The organism is Bacteroides sp. AM44-19, assembly GCF_003603395.1.
Lineage (GTDB): Bacteria > Bacteroidota > Bacteroidia > Bacteroidales > Bacteroidaceae > Bacteroides > Bacteroides uniformis.
Window position 1 is genome coordinate 93626 of sequence record NZ_QTNB01000004.1, and the last position, 16526, is coordinate 110151.

Here is a 16526-nt window from a genome sequence, read left to right on the forward strand (position 1 = left end):
ATTAATAAAGTTGTGAAGGAATCAACCGCTGTGCTTGTTCAAAGTCATTCACCGTATCAAGCTCCACAGAAAAATATTCGGTAGTGTCAAGCGCATAGAAAGAGTGTCCTTGTGGTATGAGACGCTCAAAAGCACGTTCATAGAAGATATTATCCAAACCTTCTTTGGTAATCATAACCTCCAATTCCCGGAAAAGCGCTTCTGTATAAGCGGCAGACATCTTCTCGATGCCAATAGACTCGCCAATAGCTCGGGATATGGAGCACGTCTTACTGATTTCCAACACCTTGCCATCATTGTCCGCTATTACCTTGATTTCCTCTTCCCCCAATGTATGATGGTTTAGAGCCAACGCATCCGCTTGACCATATCCAAGCAACTTGGCTACAATCTGCGGGTCAAAAAGGATATCGCTGTCCAGCAACAGAATGTCCTCTTTATCTACATAAGGCCGTGTAAGCCATAAAGAGTAGATATTATTGGTAGAAGCATATTTCTCATTATAGATAAACGTAACCTCCAATGCCGGATAATGAGCTTCCAGAAAGTTCACAATCTGCTGCTGTCTATAACCGGTGACAATGACAAACTCCCGAAAGCCATTCTGCAGCAATGCATCAAAGGCTCTTTGCAGCAAACAACGCTCTCCAACTTTCAACAGACATTTTGGAGTGGTATCAGTCAACGGACGCAAACGCGAAGCTATCCCTGCAGCCAATATAACCGCTTTCATTGTAATGCAATTTTTTTAATGGTGTCAATGACAATACGGTTCTGTTCAGGACGCCCCAAGGTAATACGCAAATGGGTATTGATGTCTGGTTCATTCATGAACTTCACCTTATAATCCTCGTCGGCAAAAGCTTTCTGTAAGCGTTCTTTCAAGACAATCGGATATTTTATAAGGACAAAGTTCGCCACCGACTCATATACCTTGAAACCAGGCAACGTCCCTATCTCCGCTTCAAAGCAGGCGCGACTCTCATTCATCAGCCGTGCTATATTCCGGTAATGCGCATCCGATTTCAGTGCGGCAATAGCAATATCCTCAGAGATACGGTTATAACCCAGATATTTGTTGCTGTATTTGCCAAAGTTGGCCAACTCCTTACTCATAAACCCAAAACCCATGCGCAATCCAGGCAATCCGTAGAACTTGGAAAGCGTGCGTGAAATAATCAGGTTGGGATATTTATCAACCAGCATCTTAATATAGTCCGTATCAGTAGATACGAAAGAGGCATAGGCTTCGTCCACCAAAACGATGGTTGTTACGGGCAACTCAGCCAACAAAGCGTCCAGTTCTACAGGGGTCAGACCGTTACCGGTGGGATTATTGGGCGAAGCGATTAATAAGACCTTGGGATTCTCACGCTGTACCATCTCTTTCATGGCAGCGAAATCATATTTAAAGGTATTGCCATCCTCATACAACGGATATTGCAGCGTACGCCCGTTCACCTCGTCGGCTATGGATTTATAGTACCACCACGAGAATTTAGGAATGAGCATCGTCTTGTTCCCATCCTCTTGGGTCAGGAAATAGTGGACTGCTTGTTTCAATATATCTTCTCCACCATAACCCAACAGTACCTGCGGTTCATCGATTCCGTAAGTCTCGGACAGATAAACGGACAGAATGCTCTTCTTGCCTTCGTCGTAGATACGGGTATAGAAACAGAGTTTGTTTATATCAAAATTCTTTAGAGCCTCCACCACCTCTTGCGAAGGTGCATAGTTAAACTCATTTCGGTCCAAATAATTCATATCTTAGATTTCTTTTGTTAGTACTTTCTGATAACACTCCATCGTCTCACGCGCCATCTGCTCCTGCGTGAAACGCTGTGCCCACTTCAGCCCCTCCTCAATCATGGTGGCACGCAAAGAAGGCTCTTGTGTACGGGCAATCGCCGCTGCCAATCCCTCCACATCGTGGGGACTCACATACAATGAATGCTCCCCCCCCGCTTCTTCAAGACAAGAGCCGGTTGCTGCTACCACCGGAATGCCGGAATGCAAAGCCTCAAGAATAGGGATGCCAAAACCTTCGTAAACGGATGGGTATACAAAAGTCTCGGCCGACTGATAAATGGCAGGTAAATCGTCCGAAGGGATACCATGCAGAAAATGTACTCTGTCTTGCAATCCGGCTTTTGTCATAAACTCTTTCAGCTGATGGATATAGGCTGTGGGTCTCCCTACCAGAACAAAATGCAGTTCATCGGGCAGATACTCCAAAGCCTTCACAATGGCCAGCGCATTTTTACGCTCCTCAATGGTGCCCACCGACAAGATATAGCGTTCGGGCAACCGATAACTCCGCATCACCTCCTTGCGCTTATCCTTACCGACACGGCAGGCATACAGAGAACTACACCCTTGGTAAATAACGGAAATTTTATCCGCAGGAATTCCATAATAATGTATGATGTCACGCTTGGTACACTCACTCACGGCAATGATGTGGTCTGCATACTTGCATGCATAGCGGCATTTGTAGTTATAAATCAAGCGGTCGACCAACGAAAAACAATGTGAAAGTCTCAGGAAAATAAGGTCGTGAACAGTCACCACACTCTTTACTTCCCGTACCCGATGGATGGTCAAGGGAAGTTCGTTACTCAGTCCGTGGAACAGCTGTATGTTGTCCCGTTTCAAAGTCCTGCGTATGCCTCCCACACGCCACAACGAAGTCATTCCTCTCCAGAGCCAATGAGACGGATAATGTACCGATACCGTTCCCCGGCTTTCGGCCACCATCGACGAGAGTTGCTGATTTTCACGGTGTACCGGAGCATACAGCCAATACTCGTTTTCCGGAGCAAAGGCTGACAATGACTGCACCACATACCGGCTGTAATTGCCCAATCCCGTAAAATTCTGCACAGCCCGTTTTCCGTCGTATCCTATTCTCATCTCTAAAAAGTTTCAGCTGCAAATGTACAAGATAATCCTCATATAGCAGTCTATTTCGCTTTCCTTTTTTGACAAAAACACAAATTCACCTATAAAACATAAGATAGAGATGAGCAATCACTTGCTGTCTGTTACAAAAACCAAGTACGGAGTCGGGCACATCCCCATTGCCCAATCCGTACTGGCCCATTGTTTTATCCTTCAAACACCTTATCTCCTTCCCGAAAACTACTTTATTCATCATCGGCCCACTGTTATGAACCAATTCAACCACACTAGTGAGCTGTTTAGTTCACTCAAGTGAACATCACGGCTCACTAACGTGGGCTGCTGAAGAATCCAAAAGTAAAACGAAAGAAGGAAAAGGATGCAACAGAAGAAAGAAGGATGCGGAACGGAAGAAAACACGGGTGAGAGCAAAATTTACCCTCACCCTTTTCGATTGCTCTCACCCACCCCTGCAATGCCGATGAATAGGGAAGTTGAAGAAAAGAGTGAGAGCGGTGAGGGCAGAAATGCAAACTTAAAACGGAAAAAGCCGAATTATTTTCCGGGCATTACTTAGCCACTTTGACGGATTAGTCGTATCTTCGCACGATGGAGAATCGTCGAAAAGAACAGCAGCATTATGAGAGTCATTGTTGACAACAAGATACCTTTTATTAAGGAAGCCATCGAAAAAATAGCCGACAGCGTGATTTATACTCCCGGCAGAGACTTCACTCCGGAGTTGGTAAAAGATGCCGATGCACTGATTATACGTACCCGCACCCGCTGCAACAAGGAATTGCTGGAAGGCAGTAAAGTCCGCTTCATTGCCACCGCCACCATAGGCTTCGACCATATAGATGCGGCGTACTGCCGTGAAGCAGGCATCACCTGGACCAATGCCCCCGGATGCAACTCGGCATCCGTAGCCCAATACGTGCAATCGGCGCTGCTATTATTGCAACAGCTCAAAGGAGTGCAACTGTCCGGATTGACATTAGGCATCATCGGCGTAGGCAATGTGGGCAGCAAGATAGCCCAAGTAGGCAGGGAACTGGGCATGCGCGTCCTGCAGAACGACCTGCCCCGCCAGGACAAGGAAGGAAAGGCGGACTTCAGCTCCCTGCAAACACTCGCAGCAGCATGTGACATCCTCACCTTCCACGTACCTTTATATAAGGAAGGGCCATACAAGACATTCCATCTGGCAGACGGCGGCTTCTTCCGGTCATTGAAGCGCCGCCCCGTCATCATCAACACCTCCCGCGGAGAGGTGATTGAAACCGATGCGCTGCTGAACGCCTTGGAGGACGGACTGGTTTCCGATGCCATCATCGACGTATGGGAGAACGAACCCGACATCAATCTCACCTTATTGAATAAGGTGTTTCTCGGCACTCCCCACATAGCAGGCTATTCGGCCGACGGAAAAGCCAATGCCACCCGCATGTCCCTGGATGCCCTTTGCCGCTTCTTCCACATCGAAGCAGACTACCGCATCGACCCTCCCCAACCGGAGAATCCCGTTATCACCGCCGACAGTCCGGCGGAAGCCTGCCTGCAAATGTATGACCCGAGAAGGGACAGCGAAGCGCTGAAGACACATCCCGAGCTTTTCGAGAAACTGCGCGGAGACTATCCGTTAAGAAGAGAAAAAGAAGCCTACGCCTATACTCCGAAGCAGGCATATACGGAATAGCATATAGCATCTTGTGAAAGCAAAAGACAAAAGAATTATTTTTCGACATAAGAACAAAAGAACATATTCGCAGAGTGATATAGCTTCTATTTTTCTTTTTGTTCTTTTGTTCTTATGTCGAAAAAAAGAATATTCTCTTTATAGTCCATGCCTATACCGCTATAAGCAAAGTCCTATATGCCTTCCACCAACCCCTCAATCACCTTCGGATAGTATTCGTACTCCAGCCGGTGGATGCGCTGCGCCAGCTCCTCCGGCGTATCTTCCGGCAGCACGAGGCACTTCTGCTGGCAGATGATGCCGCCCTCGTCGTAATGCTCGTTCGTGTAATGGATGGTGATGCCGCTCTCCTTTTCGCCGGCGGCAATCACCGCCTCGTGCACACGGTCGCCGTACATCCCCTTTCCGCCGAACTTGGGCAGCAACGAAGGATGTATATTTATCATTTTATCGGGATAAGCATGCAGAATATTGTCCGGCACACGTGCCAGGAATCCTGCCAATACCACAAAATCAATGTCATACTCTCGAAGCATGGACAAGACAGGCTCTCCACTCTCCCAATCGCTCTTGGCAAACCATGCACAAGGCACTCCCAGCCCCTTTGCACGCTCTAAAACGAACGCATTCTGCCGGTTAGTCAAAACCAGAGCCACACGTGCCGAACCTTTTTCCCGGAAATAACGGATGATATTCTCGGCATTCGTACCACTTCCCGACGCTAAAACTGCGATATTTTTTCCCATAATCCCTCCAATTACTGCACAAAACCGTGAAAAATGTGCAAAAAGGTGCATTTAATTCATCAAATATTTGCGAGGAATGATAAATATTCATTCCTTTGCACCGCAAATTTAAAGAAATAAAACTAATTATTAATTAAAAACTTAAAGTTATGTCTGAAATTGCATCAAGAGTGAAAGCGATTATCGTCGATAAATTAGGCGTAGAAGAATCAGAAGTTACTAACGAAGCTAGCTTCACTAACGACCTGGGAGCTGATTCTCTTGACACTGTAGAACTTATCATGGAATTCGAAAAGGAATTCGGTATCTCTATTCCCGATGACCAGGCTGAAAAGATTGGTACTGTAGGTGATGCTGTATCTTACATCGAAGAACACGCTAAGTAATCTTATCCATTCGTTTATAACATGGAATTAAAAAGAGTTGTAGTAACAGGTCTCGGCGCCATTACTCCCATTGGCAACAGTGTTCCCGAATTCTGGGAAAATCTTGTGAATGGGGTTAGTGGAGCAGGACCTATTACTCATTTCGATGCATCGCTTTTCAAGACTCAGTTTGCATGCGAAGTAAAAGGCTTCGATGCTACCAAATATATAGACCGCAAAGAGGCCCGCAAGATGGACTTGTACACACAATATGCCATTGCAGTAGCCAAAGAAGCGGTAGGTGACTCTGGGCTTGACGTCGAAAATGAGGATTTAAACAGAATCGGTGTCATCTTCGGCGCCGGTATCGGTGGCATCCGTACATTCGAAGAAGAGGCGGGCAACTATGCCCTGACCGGTAAGGAAAACGGCCCCAAATTCAATCCGTTCTTCATCCCCAAGATGATTTCGGACATTGCTGCCGGACAAATTTCCATCATGTATGGTTTCCATGGTCCCAACTACGCAACTTGTTCTGCATGTGCCACTTCCACAAATGCTATTGCCGATGCGTTTAACCTCATCCGTTTGGGTAAGGCAAATGTTATCGTGTCCGGTGGTTCGGAAGCTGCCATCGCCGCTTGCGGTGTAGGTGGTTTCAATGCCATGCATGCATTGTCAACCCGCAATGATTCTCCCGAAACTGCATCCCGTCCGTTCAGCGCAAGCCGTGACGGATTCATCATGGGTGAAGGTGGCGGTTGTCTCGTTCTCGAGGAACTGGAACACGCCAAGGCACGCGGTGCCAAAATCTATGCGGAAGTTGCCGGCGTAGGAATGTCTGCCGACGCTCATCACCTGACAGCCTCTCACCCCGAAGGTTTGGGAGCCAAGTTAGTGATGCTGAATGCGTTGGAAGATGCAGAAATGAAACCCGAAGAAGTAGATTATATCAATGTTCACGGTACATCTACTCCTGTAGGTGATATTTCGGAAGCAAAAGCAATCAAAGAGGTATTCGGACAGCATGCGTATGAGTTGAACATCAGTTCGACAAAATCCATGACCGGCCACTTGCTGGGCGCTGCCGGTGCGGTAGAATCCATTGCAAGCATCCTCGCCATCAAGAATGGCATTGTTCCTCCGACCATCAACCACGAAGAGGGTGATAACGACGAAAACATCGACTATGACCTGAACTTCACGTTCAACAAAGCACAAAAGCGCGAAGTGAACGTAGCTTTGTCCAATACTTTTGGATTCGGTGGTCATAATGCGTGTGTCATTTTCAAGAAATACGCAGAATAATAAGGTCGTGTTACGTAACCAAATAGATAAAATAAGGCTCTTGTTCCGCAAGGATAGAGAGTCTTATTTTTGTTTTTACAGAATTCTCGGCTTCTTTCCACGTGACATCAAGGTCTATCAGCAGGCTTTGCTGCATAAATCCATCTCCATGCGCTCCGAAAAAGGACGTCCCATCAACAACGAACGGCTGGAATTCTTGGGCGATGCTATCCTCGACGCCATTGTAGGAGATATTGTCTACCGCCATTTCGAAGGACGCCGCGAAGGTTTCCTTACCAATACCCGTTCCAAAATTGTACAGCGGGAAACACTCAACAAACTGGCCGTGGAAATCGGACTGGACAAACTGGTGAAATACTCCACCCGCTCCTCATCCCACAACAGCTACATGTACGGCAATGCATTCGAAGCCTTCATCGGCGCCATTTATCTGGACCAGGGCTACGACCGCTGCAAGCAGTTCATGGAAGAGAAGATTTTCAAAAACTATATCGACCTCGACAAGATGTCTCGCAAAGAGGTCAACTTCAAGTCAAAACTCATCGAATGGAGCCAGAAGAACAAAATGGAGGTGTCATTCGAGCTTATCGAGCAGTTTCTCGACGAAGAATACAATCCGATGTTCCACACCGAAGTCCGCATCGAAGGGATATCGGCAGGTACCGGCACCGGTTATTCCAAGAAGGAGTCGCAACAAAATGCGGCACAGATGGCATTGAAAGAAATTAAGGATGCCGCTTTCAAGGAGGAAGTCCAGGCAGCCAAGGAGCGAAACCATGCAACAGAAACCTCCACAGAAGAAAATCCCATGGCAGAAGCTGTTGAAGAATCCCCACAAGAAAAATTAGCCGAAACAGATTCCCATCCGACGTCCCTGGACAACTAAGTCATTGTCTTCCGTCACCAGCTTCAACTTGCCCGCAATCTCCTCCAGCGGTGCAGAAGCTATTTCATTCCCCTTCAAGGTAATCATCCGCCCGAACTGCCCGTTGGCAATCAGTTCCGTGGCATGTCCGCCCATACGTGTGGAAAGGTTACGGTCAAAAGGTGTGGGTGAGCCGCCCCGCTGAATATAACCCAACACAGTCTCACGGGTCTCGATACCCGTCTCATACTCTATCTCCTGAGCGATATACTCGGCGGCACGCTTCCGCCCGTCCGTCTGTATACCTTCGGCTACCACCACGATGGAGTAAGGCTTTCCTTTCTTCAGCCGATTCAGAATCGTTTCTCCGATACGGTGGATATTATAGGGAATCTCCGGAATCAGAATCACGTCACCACCGCCTGCCATACCGGAGTATAAGGCTATCCAACCTGCCTTGTGCCCCATCACCTCAATCACCATCACCCGTTTGTGCGAGCTGGCCGTGCTGTGCAACCGGTCGATGGCATCCGTAGCAATGCTGACGGCAGAATCGAATCCGAAGGAGAAATCAGTTCCCCAAATATCGTTGTCTATGGTTTTAGGTACAGACACAATGTTCAGCCCCATAGCAGAGAGTTTGGCGGCTGTCTTCTGCGTACCGTTCCCGCCGATACAGACTACACAATCAAGCCCCATCTCTTCGATATTCCGCGCTATCAGTGCTGGTTTGTCCACGCCGGACATCACGCCGTTCTTCTTAAAGGGCTTCTCGCGCGAAGTACCGAGCATCGTACCTCCCAAGTTCAGCAAACCGGATAAGGATTTTTCGGTAAACGACTCCACATCCTTGGTCAGCAGCCCCTGAAAACCGCTGTGAATGCCAATTACTTCCATTCCATAATGGTTGATAGCTGTTTTACATACACCGCGAATGGTAGCGTTGATGCCGGGACAGTCGCCTCCTGAAGTCAAAATACCTATTCTCATGATATTTTTGTTTGAATTATTGTTCTATAGGTCCGTAAAGATAGAAAAAAAAGAGAAAAAAGATAGAGATGCCGATAAATAAGATTATTTTTGCGGTTTAAAATAAGATTTCACAAAGAACGATGAATATTACAAAGTTTCTGAATAAGGTATATTTTGCTCCCCGTCTGAAAGAAATCGAACAATACACCAGCCATGCCGGTGAATTGCAACAGCTTGTACTGCAGCGCCTCGTCCGGACAGCGGCAAACACGGAATGGGGAAAGAAGCATGACTATGCCTCTATCCGTACTTATGAAGATTTCAAGAAGCGCCTTCCCATACAAACTTACGAAGAAGTAAAACCTTATGTAACCCGCCTGCGTGCCGGTGAGCAAAATCTGCTTTGGCCTTCGGAAATACGTTGGTTTGCCAAATCATCGGGTACCACCAACGACAAGAGTAAGTTCCTGCCCGTCAGCCGGGAGTCCTTGCACGACACGCATTACAAGGGAGGCCGGGATGCCGTTGCCATCTATCTGGGACAGAATCCCGAAAGTCGTTTCTTTTCCGGTAAAGGGCTTATCCTTGGAGGCAGCCACGCTCCCAACCTGAACACCAACCACAGTCTTGTAGGCGACCTCTCCGCCATCCTCATAGAAAATATCAACCCGCTGGTAAACTTTGTCCGCGTACCCAGCAAGCAGACGGCCCTGATGGAGCACTTCGAGCCCAAAATGGAGGCCATCGCCCGCGAAACCATCCATGCAAATGTCAGCAACCTTTCCGGCGTACCGTCCTGGATGCTTGTACTCATCAAACATATATTGGAAAAGACGGGAAAGCAGAGCCTTGAGGAGATATGGCCCAACCTGGAGGTGTTCTTCCACGGCGGCGTTGCCTTCACTCCCTACCGAGAGCAATACAAAGACGTGATCCGCAGCAGCAAGATGCATTATGTAGAGACTTATAACGCCTCCGAAGGCTACTTCGGCACGCAGAACGACCCTGCCGACCCTGCCATGTTGCTGATGATTGACTACGGTATCTTCTACGAGTTCATCCCGCTTGAAGATGTAGGCAAGGAGAATCCGCGTACCTTCTGCCTCGAGGAGGTGGAGCTGAACAAAAACTACGCCATGGTAATCTCCACTTCTGCCGGTTTGTGGCGATATATGATTGGAGATACGGTGAAGTTCACATCGAAGAACCCCTATAAGTTCGTCATCACCGGACGTACCAAGCACTTTATCAACGCGTTCGGCGAAGAACTGATTGTGGATAACGCGGAAAGAGGACTTGCCAGGGCATGTGCCGAGACCGGTGCACAAGTAGTAGATTACTCTGCTGCTCCCGTGTTTATGGACAAGCATGCCAAATGCCGCCACCAGTGGCTGATAGAGTTTGCACAAATGCCGGACAGCCTGGAGAAGTTCGCCAAAGTATTGGACGACACCCTGAAAGAGGTGAACTCCGACTATGAAGCTAAAAGGCAGAATAATCTGGCGCTGCAACCGCTGGAAATCATCGTTGCCCGCCCCAACCTCTTCCACGACTGGCTGGATAGCAAGGGGAAACTCGGCGGACAGCATAAAGTGCCTCGACTCAGTAATACAAGGGAGTATATAGAGGAGATGCTGGAACTGAACCGGTAAATTACTGTATCATATAAAATCAAGCGCGGATTACGCAAATTACGGGGATAAATTAATAAATCCATGTAATCTGCGTAATTCCGCGTTTTACAAATCAGTCCAGTATGTTTTGACTTTACTTTTTCATTTCAACAGTCAGCCTCAAGGATTAGAAATTATATGCCAGCCCAATTCCCAGCACTTCCTTAAACTGCACCTTGGCGCCCTTCTTCACTCCATTGTCATCAAACGTTTTCACATCATTGTCATACTTTAGAGTTGTATTGATGGTAGCCGACAATACTTTATTGATTTTCATGCTGATAAGCACATCCCAATTCACATCTATGTTTCCAAAATCTTTGCTGTAAGGAGTAAAGAAATCAGCCGTAGTAATCAGATTCACATTCTCCATCACGGGCAATTCAGCACGGGCTTTCACAAAAGCGCCACCCTCTATCTTGAAGTGGTCACCCGGGTCTACACCAAAAGCACCCAAATCGGAAAGATAGTCATCAGTCACGAAAGTCATCTTGGTGGAAACGGGTGAAAGCAGTAGAGAATAGTTACTCTTAGGCCTCCATTCCATACCCAGGGCGATATTCGAATAGGCAGGAGCAAAGAAATTGGAAATCTGGTGTTCTTTGTCAGGATAGTCATATCCTTTGGCAAACTGGGTATTCAAATCACCCATCAGTGTATAGAACCAGACGTTGTCTGTAGAATATCCCAACTGAGTGGAAAGCCCTATTTTATCACTACTTTTCCTCATCCCCTGAGATTTGGTTTTCGACAAGCCATAGTCCAGCACCATGTTGGTGACCCAGAGCCAGTTTCCTTTCTTGTGTGTCAGTGATGCATTCAAGTAGGCATTTCCAGCAATGGAATTCTCACCTCCTGCCGACCAGTTGGCCATGGCAGTCTGTGACATATTCAGACCAGTCACTCCTTTCAATACCCAAGCTCCCTCCTGATAACCCTTATCATCCGTCTGAGCATAAGTTATGGTTGCTAAAGCAGCAAACAACATTACAATATATATCCTTTTCATATTACAGTTCGTTTTAAAAGTTTCTCATAAAAAGACGTCTCATAAAATTAACAACATTTACTATCTTTTGTTCAAGAAGCTATAAAACGAATGTAAGGTTCAGAGAATAATTCCACCGCCCAACAAGTATCCGTCCTTATCATAGAAAGCCGCTGCCTGCCCGGGTGCAATGGATTCCAGCGGCTCTATCAGACGGACACGTAACAGACCTTCCACCGTAAGAGTCACCCTGCACCGGTTTGCCTGCTTACGGTAGCGTATCTTCACAATAACCTCGTTTGCACCCTGCACACGACTATTCTCCACCAGGTTCCACTCTCCCAGCCACATTTCCTGCTTGTAGAGGGAAGAGAGCGGAGCTAAAACGACTTCATTGCTTTCCACTCTTGTCTCTTTCACAAAAACAGCCTTGTTCAGATGGATACCCAAGCCCCTACGTTGCCCTACGGTATAAAACGGATAGCCCTCATGCCATCCCAAGAAATCCCCCTTTTCATCGACGAATCTACCTTTACCGGGTAATAGTGTTTCAGGAACCTCACGCTTCAAAAAGGAACGGTAATCCAAAGGGCAAAAGCACACACCTATACTGTCTTTCTTCGCAGCCACCTGCCCGAAACCACGCTCCGCCGCATACGAGCGCGCCTCATTTTTCGTAATATCTCCCATCGGAAGCAACATACGCTGCAGAATGTCCTGCTTCAATCCCCACAGAAAGAAAGTCTGGTCTTTGTCCTTATCTGCGGCAGGAGCTATGTAATACTTTCCTCCGGACAAGACTTTACGCACATAATGTCCGGTAGAAATCCAATAAATCCCCTTTTCATCGGCTATTTTAGCCAACAGCGCCCACTTCAGCTCATTATTGCAGACCGTGCAAGGAACGGGAGTACGCCCCCTTAGATACTCTTCCACAAAATAGCGGATAATACGCGAACGGAAAAGCTCGCGTGCATCATAGGTAATGTGTTTCATCCCCAGCTTCAGGGCCAGAGCCCGTGCATCTTCCAAATACCCGGTCTCATCTCCTGCCTCATAGAAACGGAAAGTCACGCCAGTCACCTCATAACCGGCTTCCTGCAACCTCATGGCGGCCACGGAACTATCCGTGCCGCCACTCATGCCAAGCAATACACGTTTATCTGACTTCATGGATACAAAAGTAATAAACGAAGGTGAAATCCGTTGCATTTACTCTTATAAAACAGAATATCATTATAGATTTTCACAGATTTATTATACCTTTGTACTCCTAAAAGAACTAATAATCAACTGTTATGGAACATCAACTGACCATTTACAACACTTTAAATAGAAAAAAAGAGCTGTTCGTACCGCTGCATGCACCGCATGTAGGCATGTATGTCTGCGGACCGACCGTGTACGGTGACCCGCACTTGGGACATGCACGCCCTGCCATCACTTTCGACCTGCTGTTCCGCTACCTGACGCACATCGGCTACAAGGTGCGCTATGTCCGCAACATTACCGACGTGGGCCATCTGGAGCACGATGCCGACGAAGGTGAAGACAAGATTGCGAAAAAAGCCCGTCTGGAACAACTGGAACCAATGGAAGTGGCACAGTACTACATCAACCGCTATCATAAGGCGATGGATGCATTGAATGTGCTGTCTCCCAGTATCGAGCCACATGCCAGCGGCCACATCATCGAACAGATAGAACTTGTAAAGGAGATATTGAAGAACGGATATGCCTACGAAAGTGAAGGTTCCGTTTATTTCGATGTAGAAAAATACAATAAGGACCATCACTACGGCAAGCTCTCCGGACGCAACCTGGATGATGTTCTCAACACCACCCGCGAACTGGACGGACAGAGCGAGAAGCACAACCCCGCAGACTTTGCCCTCTGGAAATGTGCGCAACCGGAACACATCATGCGTTGGCCTTCCCCGTGGAGCGACGGCTTCCCCGGCTGGCACGCCGAATGTACAGCCATGGGAAAGAAATACTTGGGCGAGCACTTCGACATTCATGGTGGCGGCATGGACCTTATCTTCCCGCATCACGAATGCGAGATTGCACAATCCGTAGCTTCCCAAGGGGAAGATATGGTACATTATTGGATGCACAACAACATGCTGACCGTGAACGGACAGAAAATGGGTAAGTCTTACGGTAACTTCATCACATTGGAAGAGCTCTTCAAAGGCACACACCCCATGCTGGAGCAAGCCTACAGCCCAATGACCATCCGCTTCTTCACCCTGCAAGCCCACTACCGCAGTACGGTAGACTTCAGCAACGAAGCTCTGCAAGCCGCCGAAAAGGGATTGGCAAGACTGATGGATGCTGTACATGGACTGGACAAGATTACCCCTGCTGCAACCTCCACCATAGACGTGAAATCCCTGCGTGCCAAGTGTTACGAAGCCATGAATGATGACTTGAACTCACCGATTGTCATCGCCCACCTCTTCGACGGCGCCAAGATGGTAAACAATATCCTAGCTGGAAACGATTCCATCACAGCCGAAGACCTGAAAGAATTGAAGGAAACCTTCCACCTCTTCTGCTTCGACATCTTAGGATTACAAGAAGACAACGCCTCCAACGAAGAGCGTGAAGCTGCCTTCGGCAAGGTAGTGGACATGCTATTGGAAGAGCGTTCAAAGGCAAAAGCCAACAAAGATTGGGCTACATCCGACAAAATCCGCAATGAACTCACCGCGCTCGGTTTCGAGATTAAGGACGGTAAGGACGGAAGCGAATGGAAGCTGAATAAATAACGAAGGTATCATAACTCACCGCAGAATCATACAGATTGGGGGTAAGTTTTAGGCAGAAGAACAAAAGAACATATTTTTCTCTTGTTCTTCTGTTCTTTTGTCTGAAAAATAAAATCCATGTAATATTTTGATATATCCTCGTTAGAATACGAATCCGAACCCAGCATACCACCCTACTTTCTTCGTCTGGTTGGACCAATTCAACTGTATCTCCACTGGTCCCAGAAAACTCTTGTACATATAGCCGATGCCTACCCCTGCCATATCAGCCGATTCGGAAGAGTCAAGAATCTGATGAAACTTCCCGGAGTTTCGCCCATAACTGCCCATCACTGATATATACTGGTTTTTCAAGATACGCTGTCTGAGGTTCAGCCCTGCAACCAGCAGTGCGGCTTGTGACAGTTCCGCACGGTTGATGCCCGTAAACGGTATCTGCTGTGGCATATAGCGCCCCGGTATGGTTCCCCCCACCATATTAATGATGGCAAAAGGATAATTACCGCTTCCGGACAATACGCGTCCATAAAACGAAGGAGTGACAGTGAACTTACTCGAGGGAGAGAAACATCCCTGCCAACGGGCATCGAAAACAGAAATAGGATTGTTGTCCTTATACTGGAAGAAGTTATCCGTATAGAGATGATAGGATACCGCCCACGACATACCTTTTGTAGGGGCGCTCCTCTCATTCAAGTTGTTGAACACAAGTCCGGCAAAGTAACTGAATAAGGACGAATTTTCAAACAGTGCCGAAGCTAACGGGTCGAGCGACAGCAAATCATGATAGTGGTAGTAATCAAAGTCAATGCCCAGACTGACCTGGATATTGTTCCAGTCCTTCGCCGCCCCCATACGGACCAGTTGATGTGTAAAAGTCAAATCCAGCGCCCGTTTGCCTTCATTGTAAATATTCATATCTTTATAGTCGAACTGATAGGCAAGTCCCGCCTGCCATCCACCGTCCCACTGGTAACTATATCCGAGTCGTGCCAGTGTACGCTTGCCCAGACGGGCAGTAAGGCTGACCAGCGACTCGCGCTGCCGGCCGAAATAGAAGTCCGTATTTGCCTGCAACGCCGCCAGTTCTTCTGTATCAAAGCGAAAACCGACATTCAGCTTGTTCTCCCGCACAGCAGGGGCGGCTATTTGGGAATCAACGGGAATCTCCCTATCAACAGCCACGCCGGGTAAGCGGAAAGGTCCCGGACGGCGAGGCTGATAATCGTCTGCAAGCCCCAGCTTCTGTTTTAGGGCAAGCAGTCCGTCCCAACTGTCCATGGCAGCACGTTCTCCCCGCACCATCAGAGTGTCGATGGCCTCTTTGGTGAAACTTGCAGCCGAATAGCCGGTGACATCCACCTTTATCAATACATCGGTATTACGCAGATTCTCACGGTATTTCTTCTCTCCTTGCAGATTGATGATTTGCCCGAAGATGTCTTTCACCGATTTCAGCTCGGAAGCCTTAAGCAGCGGACTCTGCACATCCACCCCGATAATGTAGTCGGCCCCCATGGCAAGCGCCACATCTACCGGATAGTTATTCACCATTCCACCGTCCACCAACACCATTCCATCCAGGTCTACCGGAGCAAACACACCGGGAATGGACATGCTGGAACGCATGGCAGTGGCCAGTATTCCCTCATGGAACACTACTTCGCTGCCATTCACCAGATTTTCCGACACGCAGGCAAACGGAATAGGAAGACGGCTAAAATCCACAGAATCCTGGTAACCTTCTGTCAATGTGGAGAACAAACGTGCCAGATTCTTCCCTTTTATGATACCCGCATCCGAAACAGCGGCAGATTTCAAAGAAAACGGAATGGAGAGTACATAGCGCTCCGACTTCAACCGGTCATCCAGCAACACATCCTTAGGATTGGGGGCATCCGAGAGCAAGAATTTCCAGTTCTGGGCATTCACCATACTGTCCAATTGCTGTGGGGTATATCCGATAGAATACAAACCGCCCACAATGGCCCCCATACTAGTGCCCACCACATAATCTATAGGGATACCCGCTTCTTCAATTACTTTCAGAGCACCGATATGCGCCGTCCCTTTGGCGCCACCCCCACTGAGTACGACAGCCACTTTCGGACGCCCGGACGCCCAAAGGACCATCGGCAAAAACAACAAACAAGCCCATAGTCTATACTTCATCTCCATCATTTACTTAATACGTATTGGTAATTTATTCCATTCTGAATCAAACAACCCGCT

The 16526-nt window shown here is 47.7% G+C and carries 15 protein-coding genes; 7 read left to right on the forward strand and 8 right to left on the reverse strand.

The genetic code is table 11. The annotated features are described in order from the left end of the window. Nucleotide 1: 1 nt before the first annotated feature. From DW947_RS08510 to DW947_RS08520, 3 genes are read right to left on the reverse strand one after another with little or no spacing between them, the layout of a single operon-like run. Entirely contained in the window at nucleotides 2-733 is a 732-nt protein-coding gene (locus tag DW947_RS08510) for an NTP transferase domain-containing protein (protein WP_005825963.1), read from the reverse strand. Then, nucleotides 730-1767 carry a pyridoxal phosphate-dependent aminotransferase gene (locus DW947_RS08515; protein ID WP_005833797.1) on the reverse strand — a complete coding sequence of 346 codons (1038 nt, stop codon included), beginning with the start codon at nucleotides 1765-1767 and terminating at the stop codon, nucleotides 730-732. The genes DW947_RS08510 and DW947_RS08515 overlap by 4 nt, the downstream gene beginning before the upstream one ends. 3 nt (nucleotides 1768-1770) lie before the next feature. Continuing rightward, nucleotides 1771-2916: a glycosyltransferase family 4 protein gene (locus tag DW947_RS08520; RefSeq protein ID WP_117963000.1), complete on the reverse strand. Its 1146-nt coding sequence runs from the start codon at nucleotides 2914-2916 to the stop codon at nucleotides 1771-1773. A gap of 367 nt (nucleotides 2917-3283) precedes the next feature. Here DW947_RS08520 and DW947_RS08530 point away from each other — a divergent pair, with 367 nt between their 5' ends. Together DW947_RS08530 and pdxB are read left to right on the forward strand one after the other, a co-directional pair. Then, nucleotides 3284-3481 (forward strand): hypothetical protein, encoded by a 198-nt coding sequence (locus DW947_RS08530; RefSeq protein WP_227212774.1) that lies wholly within the window; start codon nucleotides 3284-3286, stop codon nucleotides 3479-3481. Nucleotides 3482-3544: 63 nt separating this feature from the next. After that, nucleotides 3545-4603, forward strand: coding sequence for a 4-phosphoerythronate dehydrogenase PdxB (gene pdxB / locus DW947_RS08535; RefSeq protein WP_117962998.1), 1059 nt, complete (start codon nucleotides 3545-3547; stop codon nucleotides 4601-4603). Nucleotides 4604-4776: 173 nt separating this feature from the next. Here the strand turns inward: pdxB and purN are convergent, their stop codons facing one another. Continuing rightward, complete coding sequence (purN, locus tag DW947_RS08540) at nucleotides 4777-5349, reverse strand: phosphoribosylglycinamide formyltransferase (RefSeq protein WP_117962996.1); 573 nt, start codon at nucleotides 5347-5349, stop codon at nucleotides 4777-4779. 149 nt (nucleotides 5350-5498) lie between these two features. Here purN and DW947_RS08545 point away from each other — a divergent pair, with 149 nt between their 5' ends. Genes DW947_RS08545 through rnc form a run of 3 tightly spaced genes read left to right on the forward strand, consistent with a single transcriptional unit; the run spans nucleotide 5499 to nucleotide 7908 of the window. Beyond that, the gene (locus DW947_RS08545) at nucleotides 5499-5735 is read left to right on the forward strand and encodes an acyl carrier protein (protein ID WP_004291965.1); all 237 of its coding nucleotides are present in this window, start codon (nucleotides 5499-5501) and stop codon (nucleotides 5733-5735) included. Between the two features lie 21 nt (nucleotides 5736-5756). After that, entirely contained in the window at nucleotides 5757-7022 is a 1266-nt protein-coding gene (gene fabF, locus DW947_RS08550; RefSeq protein ID WP_005825984.1) for a beta-ketoacyl-ACP synthase II, read from the forward strand. 7 nt (nucleotides 7023-7029) lie between these two features. After that, on the forward strand, nucleotides 7030-7908 hold the full coding sequence (gene rnc / locus DW947_RS08555; protein ID WP_243635078.1) for a ribonuclease III: 879 nt from the start codon (nucleotides 7030-7032) through the stop codon (nucleotides 7906-7908). Here the strand turns inward: rnc and DW947_RS08560 are convergent. Continuing rightward, complete coding sequence (locus tag DW947_RS08560) at nucleotides 7867-8877, reverse strand: ATP-dependent 6-phosphofructokinase (RefSeq protein WP_005833813.1); 1011 nt, start codon at nucleotides 8875-8877, stop codon at nucleotides 7867-7869. The two genes, rnc and DW947_RS08560, sit on opposite strands and share 42 nt — an antisense overlap. 122 nt (nucleotides 8878-8999) lie before the next feature. Here DW947_RS08560 and DW947_RS08565 point away from each other — a divergent pair, with 122 nt between their 5' ends. Further along, nucleotides 9000-10511: a GH3 auxin-responsive promoter family protein gene (locus DW947_RS08565; RefSeq protein WP_005833815.1), complete on the forward strand. Its 1512-nt coding sequence runs from the start codon at nucleotides 9000-9002 to the stop codon at nucleotides 10509-10511. A 148-nt stretch (nucleotides 10512-10659) separates the two neighbouring features. Here the strand turns inward: DW947_RS08565 and DW947_RS08570 are convergent, their stop codons facing one another. Continuing rightward, nucleotides 10660-11541 (reverse strand): DUF3078 domain-containing protein, encoded by an 882-nt coding sequence (locus tag DW947_RS08570; RefSeq protein ID WP_005825995.1) that lies wholly within the window; start codon nucleotides 11539-11541, stop codon nucleotides 10660-10662. Between the two features lie 99 nt (nucleotides 11542-11640). Beyond that, on the reverse strand, nucleotides 11641-12693 hold the full coding sequence (mnmA, locus tag DW947_RS08575; protein WP_117963049.1) for a tRNA 2-thiouridine(34) synthase MnmA: 1053 nt from the start codon (nucleotides 12691-12693) through the stop codon (nucleotides 11641-11643). Nucleotides 12694-12818: 125 nt separating this feature from the next. Here mnmA and cysS point away from each other — a divergent pair, with 125 nt between their 5' ends. Beyond that, complete coding sequence (gene cysS, locus DW947_RS08580) at nucleotides 12819-14294, forward strand: cysteine--tRNA ligase (protein ID WP_008662079.1); 1476 nt, start codon at nucleotides 12819-12821, stop codon at nucleotides 14292-14294. 141 nt (nucleotides 14295-14435) lie between these two features. On the opposite strand, the gene DW947_RS08585 is transcribed toward cysS, so the two are convergent. Further along, entirely contained in the window at nucleotides 14436-16466 is a 2031-nt protein-coding gene (locus DW947_RS08585; RefSeq protein WP_044468448.1) for a patatin-like phospholipase family protein, read from the reverse strand. Nucleotides 16467-16526: the final 60 nt, after the last annotated feature.